This window comes from Rhodococcus sp. IEGM 1354, assembly GCF_030056855.1.
Lineage (GTDB): Bacteria > Actinomycetota > Actinomycetes > Mycobacteriales > Mycobacteriaceae > Rhodococcoides.
In genome coordinates this window covers 763,419-777,513 of sequence record NZ_JASHKT010000001.1, presented here as the reverse complement: position 1 = coordinate 777,513, position 14,095 = coordinate 763,419, and the positions used below count along the sequence as shown (strand labels likewise).

The 14,095-nt window shown below is 64.5% G+C and carries 18 protein-coding genes; 11 read left to right on the top strand and 7 right to left on the bottom strand.

Going from position 1 to position 14,095, the window contains the following annotated elements; genetic code table 11:
* Nucleotides 1-84: 84 nt before the first annotated feature.
* A complete protein-coding gene (locus tag QM588_RS03865; RefSeq protein ID WP_283311575.1) occupies nucleotides 85-267 on the bottom strand; it encodes a hypothetical protein in 183 nt (60 codons plus the stop codon).
* Between the two features lie 77 nt (nucleotides 268-344).
* Here QM588_RS03865 and QM588_RS03860 point away from each other — a divergent pair, with 77 nt between their 5' ends.
* Nucleotides 345-638, top strand: a complete 294-nt coding sequence (locus QM588_RS03860; protein ID WP_094621451.1) for a hypothetical protein — start codon at nucleotides 345-347, stop codon at nucleotides 636-638.
* Between the two features lie 335 nt (nucleotides 639-973).
* On the opposite strand, the gene QM588_RS03855 is transcribed toward QM588_RS03860, so the two are convergent.
* Nucleotides 974-2,200 carry a PAS domain S-box protein gene (locus QM588_RS03855; RefSeq protein WP_283311573.1) on the bottom strand — a complete coding sequence of 409 codons (1,227 nt, stop codon included), beginning with the start codon at nucleotides 2,198-2,200 and terminating at the stop codon, nucleotides 974-976.
* A 135-nt stretch (nucleotides 2,201-2,335) separates the two neighbouring features.
* On the opposite strand from QM588_RS03855, the gene QM588_RS03850 reads away from it, so the two are divergent.
* Genes QM588_RS03850 through QM588_RS03840 form a run of 3 tightly spaced genes read left to right on the top strand, consistent with a single transcriptional unit; the run spans nucleotide 2,336 to nucleotide 4,719 of the window.
* Nucleotides 2,336-3,541, top strand: a complete 1,206-nt coding sequence (locus QM588_RS03850; protein WP_283311572.1) for an MFS transporter — start codon at nucleotides 2,336-2,338, stop codon at nucleotides 3,539-3,541.
* A 30-nt stretch (nucleotides 3,542-3,571) separates the two neighbouring features.
* Nucleotides 3,572-3,928, top strand: coding sequence for an ArsR/SmtB family transcription factor (locus QM588_RS03845; RefSeq protein ID WP_032366952.1), 357 nt, complete (start codon nucleotides 3,572-3,574; stop codon nucleotides 3,926-3,928).
* A 53-nt stretch (nucleotides 3,929-3,981) separates the two neighbouring features.
* Nucleotides 3,982-4,719, top strand: coding sequence for a TetR/AcrR family transcriptional regulator (locus QM588_RS03840; RefSeq protein ID WP_283311571.1), 738 nt, complete (start codon nucleotides 3,982-3,984; stop codon nucleotides 4,717-4,719).
* Here the strand turns inward: QM588_RS03840 and QM588_RS03835 are convergent.
* Complete coding sequence (locus tag QM588_RS03835) at nucleotides 4,692-5,660, bottom strand: AurF N-oxygenase family protein (protein ID WP_283311569.1); 969 nt, start codon at nucleotides 5,658-5,660, stop codon at nucleotides 4,692-4,694. The two genes, QM588_RS03840 and QM588_RS03835, sit on opposite strands and share 28 nt — an antisense overlap.
* 163 nt (nucleotides 5,661-5,823) lie before the next feature.
* Nucleotides 5,824-6,147: a hypothetical protein gene (locus QM588_RS03830; RefSeq protein WP_141214889.1), complete on the bottom strand. Its 324-nt coding sequence runs from the start codon at nucleotides 6,145-6,147 to the stop codon at nucleotides 5,824-5,826.
* 155 nt (nucleotides 6,148-6,302) lie between these two features.
* Between QM588_RS03830 and QM588_RS03825 the strand changes: the two genes are divergently transcribed.
* Complete coding sequence (locus QM588_RS03825; protein ID WP_283311568.1) at nucleotides 6,303-7,097, top strand: SDR family NAD(P)-dependent oxidoreductase; 795 nt, start codon at nucleotides 6,303-6,305, stop codon at nucleotides 7,095-7,097.
* A gap of 10 nt (nucleotides 7,098-7,107) precedes the next feature.
* Here the strand turns inward: QM588_RS03825 and QM588_RS03820 are convergent, their stop codons facing one another.
* Nucleotides 7,108-8,049, bottom strand: coding sequence for a GGDEF domain-containing protein (locus QM588_RS03820; RefSeq protein WP_283311564.1), 942 nt, complete (start codon nucleotides 8,047-8,049; stop codon nucleotides 7,108-7,110).
* Between the two features lie 234 nt (nucleotides 8,050-8,283).
* On the opposite strand from QM588_RS03820, the gene QM588_RS03815 reads away from it, so the two are divergent.
* Complete coding sequence (locus QM588_RS03815) at nucleotides 8,284-9,258, top strand: GGDEF domain-containing protein (protein ID WP_283311563.1); 975 nt, start codon at nucleotides 8,284-8,286, stop codon at nucleotides 9,256-9,258.
* A 65-nt stretch (nucleotides 9,259-9,323) separates the two neighbouring features.
* On the opposite strand, the gene QM588_RS03810 is transcribed toward QM588_RS03815, so the two are convergent.
* Both QM588_RS03810 and QM588_RS03805 read right to left on the bottom strand, forming a co-directional pair.
* Nucleotides 9,324-9,788 carry a hypothetical protein gene (locus QM588_RS03810; RefSeq protein WP_283311562.1) on the bottom strand — a complete coding sequence of 155 codons (465 nt, stop codon included), beginning with the start codon at nucleotides 9,786-9,788 and terminating at the stop codon, nucleotides 9,324-9,326.
* A 4-nt stretch (nucleotides 9,789-9,792) separates the two neighbouring features.
* Nucleotides 9,793-10,341, bottom strand: coding sequence for an ABC transporter substrate-binding protein (locus tag QM588_RS03805; RefSeq protein WP_283311561.1), 549 nt, complete (start codon nucleotides 10,339-10,341; stop codon nucleotides 9,793-9,795).
* A gap of 168 nt (nucleotides 10,342-10,509) precedes the next feature.
* Here QM588_RS03805 and QM588_RS03800 point away from each other — a divergent pair, with 168 nt between their 5' ends.
* From QM588_RS03800 to QM588_RS03780, 5 genes are read left to right on the top strand one after another with little or no spacing between them, the layout of a single operon-like run.
* Nucleotides 10,510-11,505 carry a dioxygenase family protein gene (locus QM588_RS03800; protein WP_204857656.1) on the top strand — a complete coding sequence of 332 codons (996 nt, stop codon included), beginning with the start codon at nucleotides 10,510-10,512 and terminating at the stop codon, nucleotides 11,503-11,505.
* 33 nt (nucleotides 11,506-11,538) lie between these two features.
* Nucleotides 11,539-11,745, top strand: a complete 207-nt coding sequence (gene tatA / locus QM588_RS03795; protein ID WP_032366957.1) for a twin-arginine translocase TatA/TatE family subunit — start codon at nucleotides 11,539-11,541, stop codon at nucleotides 11,743-11,745.
* Complete coding sequence (gene tatC / locus QM588_RS03790; protein ID WP_283311558.1) at nucleotides 11,742-12,521, top strand: twin-arginine translocase subunit TatC; 780 nt, start codon at nucleotides 11,742-11,744, stop codon at nucleotides 12,519-12,521. The genes tatA and tatC overlap by 4 nt, the downstream gene beginning before the upstream one ends.
* The gene (locus tag QM588_RS03785; protein ID WP_283311557.1) at nucleotides 12,509-12,976 is read left to right on the top strand and encodes a Sec-independent protein translocase subunit TatA/TatB; all 468 of its coding nucleotides are present in this window, start codon (nucleotides 12,509-12,511) and stop codon (nucleotides 12,974-12,976) included. The genes tatC and QM588_RS03785 overlap by 13 nt, the downstream gene beginning before the upstream one ends.
* Nucleotides 12,977-13,026: 50 nt before the next feature.
* The gene (locus QM588_RS03780; RefSeq protein ID WP_283311556.1) at nucleotides 13,027-14,091 is read left to right on the top strand and encodes an isopenicillin N synthase family dioxygenase; all 1,065 of its coding nucleotides are present in this window, start codon (nucleotides 13,027-13,029) and stop codon (nucleotides 14,089-14,091) included.
* Nucleotides 14,092-14,095: the final 4 nt, after the last annotated feature.

The following is a 14,095-nucleotide window of genomic DNA, read 5'->3' as shown; positions in this document are numbered from 1 at the left end:
ATAGGCGACGAATCCGCGCGCACCTGACGAATGCGCTCGCGTTTGCGGCGCAATCCGGACCAACGTCGCCCCACGGGCATCGGTCTAAGACCGCATCCGTCCATCTATGCGCCGGATGGCCTTCCATCCCGCAGGGGTGGCGACGGTGCAGATGATCGCGCCGAACATGATTCCCTGTGTCAGGGCCGACCAGTGGCCAGGGCTGTCTCCGAACACCGGCCACTTGTAGATGATCGCGAGTACAGCCAGGAAGACAACAGCGCGCATAACTCGAACCCTACCTAAACCAACTCTCCGGTATCCTGGCTGAACGGGACAAATCAGACCCATACGAGGAGCCTGAGATGCAGAAGCCATTTCGCGAGTGGGTCATGACCGGCGCGTTGAGCAAGAAGTGCGGCGCAACTCGCGCCGACTACATCAACGCCCTGGCTCTCGTCCCGGCCGTAGCAATCGGATTCTTGCTGCTCCACTTGTCAGTCAACTCAGGATCCACCGCCCTCGATATTGCAGCAGGATGTCTCGGCGGCACCGTTACCGGCTTTCTGTATCTCTATCTCGCGTATCGGGTCGATTCACGCAAGAAGCAAGACCCTGCTCCCGCACCGATACTGGGGGCACGTCCGACACGGCTGTGAGGCACCACCCTCGTAGCCGACTCCCACGCCGACCGGAGTACCTCGAGGCCTCCCGCAAGAGTGGCGTCTACATCGTTCTGGCGGAGGTCCATGTTCTTGCGTACCTTCGCAAATGCGCGCGCGTTTGCCGAACGCTCGCATAATTGCCACACCGTTCCGGGCATTTCTGACAAGTGCGCGCGCGTTTGCGAACTATCCGGACCCGCACCTCGCCGCTCACCCCTACCGGCGGATCAATGCGACTTTGTTGCACTCCAAGCGACTGCAAGCCACATTGATCCGCAATGGGGAGCCGCACGAGGGGTCAGCCGAACGTCGGGGAGCCGCACGAGGGGTCAGCGTCGTTTCGACGAGTACATGCGTTCGTCGGCGGCGTGCAGGAGTTTTTCGGGGCTGACGGGTTTGTCCCAGCTCCATCCGACGCTGACCGATGCGGGTATCGAGGTCTCGTCGATGAGGTAGGGGCCGGCGAGGAGTTGGCGTGCTCGGGCGGCGAGGCGCTCGACGCTGTCGGCCGACTGAGATCCATGAAGTAGGGCCACGAATTCGTCGCCTCCGGTGCGGCAGGCGATGTCTCCGGCGCGGAGGTTGGTACGAATGCGGTCACCGATGGCGGCGAGTAGTCCGTCGCCGACCGCGTGGCCGTAGCAATCGTTGACGGATTTGAAGGAGTCGACGTCGACGAACAGGATTCCGACCGGGGTACTGTCGGCGGCCTCTTTGAGGGTCTGCAGTTCAGCCATCAGTCGGCGTCGGTTGCCGAGTCCGGTGAGGTCGTCGATGAGTACTTGGCGCTCGAGTTTCGCTTCGGCTGTTTTGCGCGCGGTGATGTCTTGGATCTGCGCGATGATCACGTCGCCGGTTTCGCTGTCGCGTACCAGCGCTGCGTTGCGCTGTACCCAGATGGTGGCGCCGTCCTTTCGGATGTACCGTTTCTCGCACTCGACGCCCGTCAGTGATCCGCTCACCAGGCCCTCCAGGTGCGCCTCTGCCTCCACGATGTCGTCGGGGTGGGTCAGGTCACGGAAAGTTCTCTGCTGCAACTCTTCTGCGCTGTATCCCAGGAGATCGCACAACGCCTTGTTCACCTGTATCCAGCGGCCGTCCAGTGTCAGGATGGCTTTTCCGATCGGGGCGTTCTCCATCGCGACCTGAAAGAGCCGGATCGCGCGGTCTCGTTGTCGCTCGGCCTCGGCACGGGCACTGACGTCGACGACCATTGCCGTGAATCCGACCACGACGCCGTCGACGATGTCGGGGACGTAGGTGGCCTGGGTGACGCGTACGGCGCCGTTGACGTCGATGAGTGTGCGGTCGAACTGTTGCTGCTCGCCGGCGAGCGCTCCCGAGATGTAGGGCTTGTTCAGTTCGTACAGTCCCTCACCGAGGAGCTCGCTGATGTGCATACCGACCAGGCGCGCCGGCTCGATGCCGAAGTAGTCGGCATAGACTTTGTTGGCGAAGACGTTGCGCTGCGCGCTGTCCCAGTAGCCGATCATCGACGGCAGCTGATCGATGGCGCGTGCCAGTTGCCCCACTGGATACGTGCGCTGATCGGCCATTGACCACCCCTGGATATTCGTTGAGCCGACAACTGACAACGCTACAGAAAATAGCCCCATCGTGGGGCGTTAGTCGGTGCATCTTCAATAAAACACACGAGTGCGCAAGTGCGCACGCGTATGTACAGTGAACGCATGCTTCGGCACAATCACCTTTTCCGACGCCTGTTCACCGCACAGGTGGTCGCACTCGTGGGCACCGGGTTGTTGACGGTGGCGCTCGGGCTCCTGGCCTACGACATCGCCGGCAGCGCCGCCGGAGCCGTCCTCGGCACCGCGTTGGCCATCAAGATGATCTCGTATGTGGTTGTCGCGCCCGTTGTTTCGTCACTGACCAGTAGGTTGCCGCGCAAGCTCGTCCTCGTCACCGCCGATGTCGTTCGAGCGCTCACCGCGCTGGCGCTCCCCTTCGTCGATCAGGTGTGGCAGGTCTACGTCCTGATATTCGTGCTGCAGGCGGCGTCGGCCACGTTCACACCCACCTTTCAGGCCGTCATCCCGTCCGTCGTGCCGGACGCACAGCAGTACACCCGCGCGCTCACGCTCTCCCGCCTGGCCTACGACCTCGAGTCCCTGGTGAGCCCGCTGATCGCCGCCGCACTGCTGACGGTCGTCACCTTCCACACCCTGTTCGTCGGGACGGCGGTGGGGTTCGTCGCCTCCGCAGCAATGGTGGTCGGCACAGCCCTTCCCAGATACGTTGCAGCACAACACAAGAAACCGCTCGACGGCATAGCGACGTTCGTCCGGCAGCGCGAACTCCAGGGCTTGCTAGCACTGAACACCGTGGTCGCCGCAGCCACGGCTCTGGTACTCGTCAATACCGTTGTGTACGTGCGTGATCTGTTCGGCGGCTCGAGCACTCAATTGGCCGTCGCCCTCGGTTGCTTCGGTGCCGGGTCGATGACAGCGGCCCTGATCGTTCCGAAGGCCCTCGAACGCATCTCCGACCATCGCCTCATGCTCGCCGGTGCCGCCGTCGCGGTCGCCGGCACCGCGGCCGCAGCACTCGTCGCCACCCTCGGCGGCGGGCCGACCGCGTGGACCGCGCTGGCCATCACGTGGTCGGTACTGGGCGTCGGCACCTCGCTGATCAACACGCCGTCGGCGAGGATCTTGCGACGAGAGTCGGACGAACACAGCCGAACCTCGATCTTCGCTGCTCAGTTCTCCCTGTCCCATGCGGCGTTTCTGCTCACGTATCCGTTGGCCGGTTGGGTCGGGGCGCAATTCGGACTACTCGCCGCGGCGACGGTGCTCACGGCCTTGGCTACACTTGCGGCACTGTCCGCAGCACGCCTGTGGAGTCGCTCCCGAATCCCGGTCGCCGCCTCCGCATGAGGAGACGCGATCCGCAAAGGAGACACCTCGATGCCACCGAAGAAGGAACAGCGCATCAGTCTCCATCACGAGGCACAACCCGACTCCGCGCGACTGGCGACGGCAACCGACACGTTCCGGATGCTGTCCGATCCGACTCGGCTACACATACTCTGGCTACTCGATCGCGGTCCCGCCGACGTCAGCGAGCTCACCGCGGCCACCGGCACGTCCCGCACGGCCGTCAGCCAACATCTGGCCAAGCTCCGGTTCACCGGTCTGGTCGAGACTCGCCGCGACGGGCGCAACGTCATCTACAACCTCGCCGACGGCCACCTCGCTCGGCTGGTGCGCGAGGGCCTGAATTTCGCCGACCACAAGGTCACCGGTGAACCCCCGCACGAGTGACCGTCGAACCCCAACGCGCCCACAGCAGCCCGGGGAACATGAGACCATGCAGCATGAGTGACGGTGGCGCACGCCCGAAGGCCGACGGCCGTAAGCGGCGGTGGGAACAGCACAACACCGATCGTCGACGCCATATCATCGAGGCCGCGATGACGGTACTGGCCCGTGACATCGCACCTGGGGAACGGCTGACCACTGCACAGATCTCCGCCGAGGCGGGCGTTCATCGCACCGGCCTCTACCGGTATTTCAACGATCGCACCGATCTCGACACCGCGATTCAGCGTGCCATCTGCAAGCAGCTGAGCGCTGCGCTGGTCGTCTCGTTCGCGTTGACCGGCACTCCACGCGATGTGGTGCATCGGGTGGTGAGTACCTACGTCCGCTGGGTCGCCGAGCATCCCGCGTGGACGCGTTTCGTCGAGCAGGATGTCAGTACCGAGTCGCCCAGTCCGCTCGAAGAGACCAATGCCCTGCTCGCCGAGCAGTTGGAGGTCAGCGTCGCGGCGTTTCTCGCGTTGGTGAATGCGGATCTGTCGCCCGAGGATTGGTCGCTGGTGCGTCCGTGGGTCGCGGGTCTGGTGTCCGGCTGCATGGGCGCGGTGCGCAGTTGGAGCGCGCAAACCGAATCACGTACCGGCCTGGATCATTTCGCGACGTTCCTGGCCGACACCATCTGGCTGCAGGTCAAGGGACTTGGGGCATCCCGCGGAATCGCGATACCCCAAGTCCCTCTCGAATCTGTCACCGGCCCCCAGTCAGCTCAGCCGAACGAGGGCTCACTGCGGTAGCGCGACGGCCGTCCGTCGATTCCGAGGGCGCGCCACACGCGCTTGGAGACGCGGTTCATCAGTCCCAGTTCGCCGGCGAGCATGCGTACGTCACCGAAGTTGTCGCGCAATGCCTTTCGTGACGGTTCGCTGTTCCACCACACGGCGTCGACTACCTCGTCGGGGATGTCGAGTTCGCGTCGCATCTGCTTGCTCGGCTTCATGATGACGTCGCACAGCAGCCGCATGATGACGGGCGTCAGGATCGAGATCGACGCCTTCTCGAAGGGGCCGAGGCGAGGAGCCTTGTACCGCAGGTACTGATGCGCGAAGCCGATGTGGCGGGCTTCCTCGGCGATGTGGATCTGCATCACGCGCTGGACCAACGGGTGGCCGACTGCGCCCCCGCGCAGAACGCCCTTCTGCATGTGGTCGATCGGCTCTTCGCCCGCGAGGACGCCGACGAAGAATCCGAACGGTGCCGAGCGGCTGGCGAACACCGTGAGCATCGGCACGATCTTGCGGAACCATCCGGGTCCACCCGGCACGTCGATGCCGATGCGGTTCACCAGCTCCTGGAACATCTGGGTGTGGTGGCACTCTTCGGTGGCCTCGTGCGTCGAGTACCGGAATTCCGGTGAGTCGTTGGGCAGCGTGAGGGCGTACTGCATGAGGCCGCTGATGAGGATCTGCTCGAACTGCAGGCCTACCTTGACCATGCTGGCCTGGCGATACATGCCGATGTGGATCTGCCGATCCAGGGGAAGTGACTTGTACCAATCGGTGTGACCGAGAGGATCCTCGTCCGGGAGTACCCACCGGGGATCGTTGGGAACGATCGCGTATTCGGGCTCGTCCCAGGGAATGTCGAGGAAGGCGTCGAAGTGCTGATGCACCGATGCCGTCGACAAGGAGTGCAAGGTGTCTCGGTAGTGCGTTCGTGCGTCGTCGACTGCAGTCATGGTGGTCCTTCCGCCTGCGTCCCGAACAATCTTTACGCTACAGAGCGTCACATATAAATCCCGTTAGTGCAACGGACCGTCGCAGATACTTACCGAAATGTTGCCGAAGACGACGAAAGCCGGCCGACGCGGCGTCGACCGGCTCTCGCCAAGAACCCTTACCTCACCAGTGCGGCAGCACCATCAACAGGAAGCCGAGACCGATGAGCACGCCGACCGCTCCGGTGCCGATGGCGAGCGCGGTATCGCTGCGTTCGGCGCGCGGCCCGGAGAGATCCGGGCTTCGATCCGCCCACAGCGCGGACGCGATGGCGATCAGGCCGGCTGCGATGCCGAGGCCGGCGGCCCAGAACGACACGATCGACAGAGCGCCGAACATCACGGCGATCTCGGTCACCTGCGTTCGGGTGCGAATGTGTCGATTCCACCACCGCGGCGGCACGTCATCCATGTCGTGAGCGTCGAAATCGGGGGATGTCACTGTCACTGTTCTCTCCTTCCTCAGGCTCGCTGAGCTGGGGCTTGTTGCACGAAAGTATGCCTCTTCATTTTGGCACCCGACGCCCGAGAGTGCTAATCCCAAATTAGTTGCATACGCGCTATAACGGCGTAGGCTCACAACAAACACGACGAGGAGGCTCCATGCACATAGATCTCGACGGACGTATTGCCCTGGTGTCCGGTTCCACACAGGGAATCGGGCTGGCGATCGCTACGGCGCTTGCACTGTCGGGTGCCCGCGTGGTCATCAACGGGCGCTCGCAGGCCACCGTGGACAACGCCGAGCAGCAGATACTCGACACCGTTCCGGGCGCGCGTGTCATCGGGGTCGCCGCCGACCTCACCACCGCCGAGGGCGTCGAGCAACTCACCGCACGGGTCCCCGCGGTCGACATTCTCGTCAACAACCTCGGCATCTTCGGATCCAAGCCCGCCCTCGAGATCGACGACGACGAGTGGCGTCGCTACTTCGAGGTGAACGTGCTCTCGGCCGTTCGCCTGATCCGCACCTACCTGCCCGGGATGATGGAATTCGGTTGGGGCCGAGTGCAGAACATCTGTAGCGATTCCGCGGTGGTCATTCCCGAGGAGATGATCCACTACGGCATGACCAAGACCGCGTTGCTGGCCGTGAGCCGCGGATTTGCCAAAGCCGCTGCCGGGACGGGCGTTACGGTCAATTCCGTCATCGTCGGCCCCACCCACACCGGCGGGGTGGAGGATTTCGTGGCCGAGCTCGTCGGCGACGATCTCCCGTGGGACGAGGCCCAGGCGACGTTCATGAAGAACCATCGCCCGAACTCGTTGATCGGCAGATTGATCGAGCCCGAGGAAGTCGGCAACATGATCGTCTACTTGAGCTCGGAGCAGGCATCTGCCACCACCGGTGGCGCTCTGCGGGTCGACGGCGGTTACGTCGATTCCATCCTGCCCTGATCGAGCACTGTCAGTGGCTGCGGCGCAGCATCTTTCGGCGGTACATGTCGGCGTCGGCAACCTGGGTCAGCGCGTCGAGCACGTCGGGTCCCGGCGAACCGACGGCGATGCCGTACGTGACTGTGACGACATGCCCGTCGACGAGTTCCCTCGCGAGAGCGTCGATCTGCACCGTGTCGAGGCCGGCGACGAGAACGATGAACTCGTCGCCGCCGAGCCGGGCGATCACACTTCCGGCCGGAGCTTTCTCCGTCAGCGTGTCGGCGAGCCCGATGAGAATGCGGTCGCCCGCGGCGTGGCCGTCCCTGTCGTTGACGGCTTTGAAGTGGTCGACATCGAACACGATCGCGGCGATGTTCTCGGATCGACGAGCCGCTCGGGCAGCGAGATTCGTCGCCGCGTCGACGGCACCGGCGCGGTTGAACACCCCGGTCAGCGGGTCGCGGAGAGCACCGGCGATCAGGGCGGCACCGAGAGCGCCGAACACCTCGGCGGCGGCGAGAATGCACACGACGTAGAGCGCGCCCCACAGCATCGGTGCCGGTGCGGGCGCGAGCAGCAGCGCCGTGGCCGACAGCAAGGCCAGCGCCACACACAGGAACCGGGCCACGACGACGGGGTACGCAGCGCGCAGGTAGAGCGCCAGAAACATCGCGGGAATCAACGCCCACACCTGGGCAGCGAGATTCTCATGGGTCAGCATCGTCAGCGCTGGAGCCAATGCCGCACAGGCAATGGCGATCCCCTGCCGCACCGGGCCGGGCCGACGAGACAGGATCGCAACGGATCCCACCGCAGCGACCACTGCGGCCCACATCTCACCCACAGCCCCGGCACCGTTCGTGTCGGCCCAGGACGCGATGAACGCGGCCGAATAGAGCACCAGCTGTACAGCGAGAAGGGACGACAGAACGCGGCGACGCGAGTCGATCACCACCGACCCCGCGTTCACCGACTGCCTGTTTCGCCGTGGGGACACAGCTCATCATCGCCGCCTACCCGCTGGCGTTACCGGACTGCCCCGTACTTTTCCTGCACCAGCAACACGATCAGCCGAAAAAGCGGGCACGCTGTGGCGGCATTCACCGCCGCCGATGAGCTCGTCCGTTGCGAAAATCATCGCAGGCAACGGAACGGCGGGGTCGTGGTCGAGACAGGTGCCGTGCGCCCTGGCAGGGTATTGGCCATGCCCTCGTTCCCTCACGTTCCGCATCCGAGTTCGGTGCACGGTACGGCGGGTCTACGGACGCGGCTGTTGATGTACTTTCTGCTGGCCACAACCGGTCTCTATGCAGTAGGGGTGATCTTGACGTTGCTGCCTCACGGCGACCGGGTGACGTCCGATGTCACCGGTGGTGTCGTAGCTGTCGGCCTGGGAGCGGCCGGCGTGGTGGTGCTGTGGGTTCGACCCGGTACCGCGGTGGCGCTTCGGCTTGCCCTGGCCGCGGCGATGGTGGCGACACCCGCGGTGATGGCGTTCCATCGGCTCGCGGCGGCGCAGAGCCAGTGTCTGATCGCGGCGATGTTTCTGGCGATGTACATCCGTGCGTTCCATCGGGACGGACCCGGCAGAGTGCTGGTCGGCGTGCTCGTGGTGAGTGTGCTGTCGGCGGTGTGGGCTTCTCCTGCTCCGATGTATCCAATTTCGTACCTGATCTTCGGCGTCGCGGTGATTGCCGCAGGCGAGGCGTTCGGTGTGGTGACCAAGGCTCTCATCGTGGCGTCGTGCACCGATCCTCTGACCGGAGTGTTCAACCGGGCGGGATGGGAGATGGCCGCGGCGGAGGTGGCAGGCAGCAGGACTGCGGAGCTTCCGGTCGCGGTGGTGATCGTCGACGTGGACAATTTCAAGGCCGTCAACGATTCGGGCGGACATCGTGCGGGTGACGAACTGCTGATCGATCTGGCGCAGTCCTGGACCCGCGCAGCTCCCTCCGACGCCGTGATCGCACGTCTGGGCGGTGACGAGTTCGCGGCGCTCCTGACAGGGCACAGCCGTGACGTGGTCGACGAGTTCGCCCGGATCACCGCCGAGTCGTTGCCCTACGCCAGCGTCGGAACAGCTCAGTCCACGGATCCGCAGGAGTCTGTCTCGGACATCCTCGCCCGCGCGGACGAAAATCTGTACGGCGTCAAACATGTTCGCCGAGAACGCCCTTGAGGAGTCGGTGTCATGGGGGAATCCCCACGCCGCCAAACCAAATCCCTACCCGCATCGCTGCCGCGTCAGTTCCCGGCTACCTCGGTAGCCCGAGCCAGTCCGTCGACGAGGGTCGGCAGGAAGTACGGAATCGACAGTGCTGTCGGGCCTACTGCGGCACCGGCTTCCTGGCCGACGAATCCTGCCACTGCTCCCCCGGCGACGGCCGGGATCTGCCGCGTCACCGGTGAACCCGTGAATTCGGCCAGTGCAGCGTCGGTATCGACCTGAGTGAACACCACGTCGGCGTCGATCTTCGAGATGTTCTCCGCCGAGACGGTGGTCGAGAACGTCGAGTCGCCGCTCGCCAGGGCCGTCACCGACGGGTCCGAGGTGAAGCCCAGATTCTCGAGCAGCTCCACTCGCGGGTCGGACGGCAGCAGCAGCAGGTAGTAGACATCTGCGGCCTCGGACACGTAAGCGATTGTGCGGCCATCGAACTCGGGGTGTTGCGAGCCTGCGTCGGTGACCTGCTTGTCCAGATCGGCCACGAGTTCACGAGCCCGGTCCGCCCAGCACGTCGCCCGTGGTGGTGATGACGTCGCGCCACGGCGTCGACCACAGTTCTTCCGGCGGGGCGATGACGGGAATTCCGGCGTCGGTCACCGCGTCGTACTCGGCCTGGGTCAGACCCGAATGCGGGGCGAGCAGAACGTCGGGGTCGGCGGCGAGCACCTTCTCGACCGTCAATGCGTCGGTCACGTTGTCCAGCAACGTCGGAGCGGGCCCACCGCTGGCGTCGATGGCGTCGGAGATCCACGGATAGATCAGGTCGTCGCCGCCGCCGTATTCGGCCGACGGCATGGCCACCGGCACCACGCCCAACGCGAGCACAGCGTCGGTGGTGCCGAAGCCCCACGTGGCAATCCGCTCGGGCACGGCGTCGAGGGTGGTCTCGCCGTACATGTGCTGCACGGTCAGCGGAAACGAGTCGGTGGACGACGCGGCGGCGGGGGCGTCATCTGCATCGGACGAGCTGCAGCTCACCAGGGCGAGCGAGGTGAGCACCGCGGCAGCGATGCTGGTCAGTACACGATGAGTCATGAAAAGTCCTGTATGTCGGGGTAGTGACTAAAGGTTAGCCTTAGCTTGCCTGAACCGCGAATCGGCTCCCAGGAACCTCCCAGCCGGAGCCCAGGGTTCTCCCCGGATCTCCGCAGAGTATTGGCACTACCGAAACATCCAGTGCCACATCGAAGGAGACACAACGCGATGCCTCGCATTCCCGAACCCACGAACACCCCCGACGGACCCGCGTACGAAGGTCGACTGCTCGACCGTCCCGACGAGGAGGTGGTCGATCAGGGTGCCGCGTTCGACATCACCACCCTCCTGACCCGCCGCCGCGTTCTGAGCATCGTCGGTGCCGGTGCCGGAGCACTCGCCCTCGCGGCGTGCTCGAGCACGTCGAACGCCGGAAGTACCACCACCACAGCTGCATCCACGACGGCGACCACTGCCTCGGCCACGAGCGAGATTCCGCAGGAGACCAACGGCCCGTATCCCGCCGACGGCACCAACGGCGTCAACGTTCTCGAAGAATCGGGAATCGTTCGCCGAGACGTGACGTCGAGCCTCGACGGCGGCACCACGGTCAGCGGTGTCCCACTGTCGTTCACGTTCACCCTCACCGACATGGCGAACGACAACCGCCCCTTCGAGGGGGCAGCGGTGTACCTGTGGCAGTGCGACGCGAACGGCAAGTACTCGATGTACTCCGAGGGTGCCGAAGACGAGACGTACCTACGCGGTGTGCAGACGGCCGACGCGAGCGGGAGCGCCACCTTCGACACCATCGTGCCCGGCTGCTACTCCGGCCGCTGGACGCACATGCACTTCGAGGTCTACCCCGACGCAGCGTCGGCAACCAACGCCGAGAACGCAATTGCCACGTCGCAGGTCGCCTTTCCGCAGGAGATCCTGAACGACATCTACCAGCTCGACACCTATCCGGGCTCCGCGAGCAACCTCGCCCAGCTCGGCAGTCTCGACAACGACAACGTGTTCGGCGACGGCTACGACCTGGAGATGGGCACCTTCACCGGCGACCCCACGAGCGGCTACGTCGGCTCGCTGGCAGTCGCGATCGACACCACCACCGAACCCGCCATGAGCGCAGCGCCTTCCGGCGGCGGTGCGGGCGGCGGCGGCGGACAACCGCCGATGGGCGGCACACCCCCGGCCGGCGGACCAGCTCCCATCAACTGACCCTCCCCGACTTAACCCACCGAAGGAAACATCATGTTGCACAACCTCACTGGATGGCACGCCCTCGTCGTTCTCGCCATCGTTCTGCTCGTGTTCGGTTCGACCAAACTCCCCTCGCTCGCCAAGGGTGTCGGTCAGTCGATGCGCATCCTCAAAGACGAAGTGCGTGAGGACAAAGCGAAGACATCGGCGACGCCCGACGACGTCTCGGTCCCGGTTCCGTACCGACACGCCTCATGACCGCAGCCACCGCCGTGCGGGGTGCGATGCCCCTTGCCGGGCACATGCGCGAGGCACGTCGCCGTGCGATCCGTGCGGCGGTGTCGCAGCTCGTCGGCGTCCTGATCGGCTTCGCGACCTCCGATGAAATTCTCGACATCCTCCGCGGCCCCGTCGAGGAACTGGCGCTGTCCCGCCAGGCCAGCCTCAACTTCGAGACCGTCACGGGCGCATTCGATCTCCAGCTGCGAATCGCTCTGTTCACCGGCGTCATCGTGTCGAGTCCGGTGTGGTTACGGGAGATCTTCGCTTATCTCACTCCAGGATTGACCCGTCGCGAGAAGAAGTACGTTCTCGGCTTCTCTGCGGCCGCCACCCCACTGTTCGTCGCCGGCTGCGCGTTCGGGTTCACCATCTTCCCTCGTATGGTGAGCGTGCTCGCGGGCTTCTCCTCCGACGAGGACAGCACCATCCTCAACGCGTCGTACTACGTGGATTTCGTCATGAAAATCGTGTTGGCAACCGGTATCGCCTTCGTCCTGCCGGCAGTGTTGGTCATGCTGAACTGCCTCGGCATCGTCTCCGCGCACAGGCTGCGCAGCAGTTGGCGTGTCAGCGTGGTAGCGATCGCCCTGTTCAGCGCGCTGGTCACCCCCGCGGCAGACGTGCTCTCAATGTTCCTCGTCGCGCTGCCGATGGTCACCCTGTTCGGCGCGGCTCTCGCGATCACCGAGATACACGACAGACGATCGTCCAGACGTGCTACTGCACAGGAGAATTCATCATGTTCGGTCTGACATTCGAGAAATTGTTCCTCGTCGCGATCATTGCGGGGTTCGTCCTCGGCCCGCAACGACTGCCCGGCTATGCCCACCGACTCGGACGGGCGGTGCGCACCCTCCGGCACTTCGTCGACAGCACCCGCAGCACGGCGGAGGCCGAGATGGGCGTCCCGCTGCGCCGCAGCGAGTGGGAGTCGTTGGATCTCAAGCAGTACGACCCACGCCGCATCGTCGCCGACGCACTGCGAGAGAACGACGCACTGCAAGAGAACGACGCTCTGCGAGAGAACGATACGGGGACGCCGACCGATCCGGAACTGGTCGCAGAGGCCGCCCGAGTGCGACCCGGTCAGAAGTATCTGATCACCGGACCGTCATCGCATCCGCGTCGCGTGCTCATCGAGTCACTGCCCGAGAACGATCCACGCCGGATCGCTGCCGAGGCATCGACGCGCGAGAATGCGTGCTGAGGCGGTAAATTGTCGGCTCAGCAGCCAGGACTACAGGAGTGTGAACGCCGATGTCCGATCACCGTGCAGACGAGTTCGAGATCCCCACGATCGACATCGGCCCCTTCGCCTCGGGCAGTACGGCCGATGCGGCAGCCCGAGCTCGTGTGGTGGCCGAGATCGACGATGCCTGCACCCGTTCCGGATTCATGCAAATCGTCGGGCACGGCATCGGAGACGAGGTGCTCGACGGTCTGGCGCGGTCCATCGACTCGTTCTTCGCTTTGCCGCTTGCGACCAAGAACGAATACCGGATACCCGACGCGAATCGTGGATACAGCCCGCCCAAGAGCGAATCATTGAGCCTCAGTGTGGGAGTCGAGTCTGCGTCGCGGATGAACGACTTCTTCGAGGCGTTCAATGTGGGGGTCGAAGCGCGGTCCTTCGACTCCCTCGATCTGGACGAGTCGGATTACGGGATCAACGTGTGGCCCGACGAGGTGCCTGATTTCCAACGCGACGTCGAACGGTATTTCGCCGAGGCGTCTCGGGTCGCCCGCACTCTCACCGGAATCTTCGCTGCCGCACTCGAGCTACCGGTCGACTTTTTCGACACGCTCACCGACCAGTCGATCGACGTGCTGCGGATGAACAACTACGCCCTGCCCGAGGGCATGGTCACCCTCGACGGTGACCTCACCGGGATGGGCGAGCACACCGATTTCGGGATCGTGACGGTGTTGTGGGCCGACCAGGTGGCCGGTCTTCAGGTGCTGGGGACCGACCGCGTGTGGCACGACGTCACTCCTCGGGACGGCGCTCTGTTGGTGAACCTGGGAGACCTCACTGCGCGATTGACGAACGACCGGTGGCTGTCCACTCTGCATCGCGTCAAGCCACCCGTCGTCGACGGCACCATCGTGCGTCGGCGGTCGGCAGCGTTCTTCCACGACGGCAATGTCGACGCGGTGATCTCCACCTTGCCGTCGCACCTGGACGCGGATTCCGGCCTGGCCTACGAGCCGGTGTCGGTACGCGATCACATTGCCGCCAAGCTCGCCGGATCGCGGCAGGGCAAGGCGAATGTCGGCGCGGTCCGCGAGGCCGCACGCGTACGCGCGGCGGAAGGCCGATGACGGA

Excerpts from the sequence above, each read along its gene's own strand:
- QM588_RS03865 (WP_283311575.1), bottom strand. The coding sequence starts at position 267 with ATGCGCGCTGTTGTCTTCCTGGCTGTACTCGCGATCATCTACAAGTGG.
- QM588_RS03860 (WP_094621451.1), top strand. The coding sequence starts at position 345 with ATGCAGAAGCCATTTCGCGAGTGGGTCATGACCGGCGCGTTGAGCAAG.
- QM588_RS03855 (WP_283311573.1), bottom strand. The coding sequence starts at position 2,200 with ATGGCCGATCAGCGCACGTATCCAGTGGGGCAACTGGCACGCGCCATC.
- QM588_RS03850 (WP_283311572.1), top strand. The coding sequence starts at position 2,336 with ATGCTTCGGCACAATCACCTTTTCCGACGCCTGTTCACCGCACAGGTG.
- QM588_RS03845 (WP_032366952.1), top strand. The coding sequence starts at position 3,572 with ATGCCACCGAAGAAGGAACAGCGCATCAGTCTCCATCACGAGGCACAA.
- QM588_RS03840 (WP_283311571.1), top strand. The coding sequence starts at position 3,982 with ATGAGTGACGGTGGCGCACGCCCGAAGGCCGACGGCCGTAAGCGGCGG.
- QM588_RS03835 (WP_283311569.1), bottom strand. The coding sequence starts at position 5,660 with ATGACTGCAGTCGACGACGCACGAACGCACTACCGAGACACCTTGCAC.
- QM588_RS03825 (WP_283311568.1), top strand. The coding sequence starts at position 6,303 with ATGCACATAGATCTCGACGGACGTATTGCCCTGGTGTCCGGTTCCACA.
- QM588_RS03815 (WP_283311563.1), top strand. The coding sequence starts at position 8,284 with ATGCCCTCGTTCCCTCACGTTCCGCATCCGAGTTCGGTGCACGGTACG.
- QM588_RS03805 (WP_283311561.1), bottom strand. The coding sequence starts at position 10,341 with ATGACTCATCGTGTACTGACCAGCATCGCTGCCGCGGTGCTCACCTCG.
- QM588_RS03800 (WP_204857656.1), top strand. The coding sequence starts at position 10,510 with ATGCCTCGCATTCCCGAACCCACGAACACCCCCGACGGACCCGCGTAC.
- tatA (WP_032366957.1), top strand. The coding sequence starts at position 11,539 with ATGTTGCACAACCTCACTGGATGGCACGCCCTCGTCGTTCTCGCCATC.
- tatC (WP_283311558.1), top strand. The coding sequence starts at position 11,742 with ATGACCGCAGCCACCGCCGTGCGGGGTGCGATGCCCCTTGCCGGGCAC.
- QM588_RS03785 (WP_283311557.1), top strand. The coding sequence starts at position 12,509 with ATGTTCGGTCTGACATTCGAGAAATTGTTCCTCGTCGCGATCATTGCG.
- QM588_RS03780 (WP_283311556.1), top strand. The coding sequence starts at position 13,027 with ATGTCCGATCACCGTGCAGACGAGTTCGAGATCCCCACGATCGACATC.